At 72.1% G+C, this 298-nt stretch carries 1 pseudogene; it reads left to right on the forward strand.

Annotation, left to right across the window (positions count from 1 at the left end):
• Window positions 1-298: pseudogene (locus EIK80_RS25465) on the forward strand (3-isopropylmalate dehydrogenase); the annotation flags it as partial.

A 298-nucleotide genomic window follows, 5' to 3' on the forward strand; every position in this document is an offset into this window, starting at 1 on the left:
GCTTCCTGCTCGAGTTCGCCAAGGCTGACGAAGCCTTGCGCGCCTTCGGCGTGGCCACGACGATCGTGGTGTTCGGCAGCGCGCGCGTGCGCGCCGATGGGCCGGACCGCCAGGCCTTCTGGTTCGAGCAGGCGCGGCGGCTCGGCCAGATCGCCTCGGAACGCGGCGGCGCGCTGAGCCCGCGCCAAGGCGTCTTCGAGAACGTCATCGCCACGGGCGGCGGCCCCAGCCTGATGGCCGCCGCCAACCAGGGCGCCTTCGAGGTTGGCGCGCCGTCGATCGGCTTCAACATCACCCT

This window comes from Caulobacter sp. 602-1 (assembly GCF_003931565.1).
Lineage (GTDB): Bacteria > Pseudomonadota > Alphaproteobacteria > Caulobacterales > Caulobacteraceae > Caulobacter.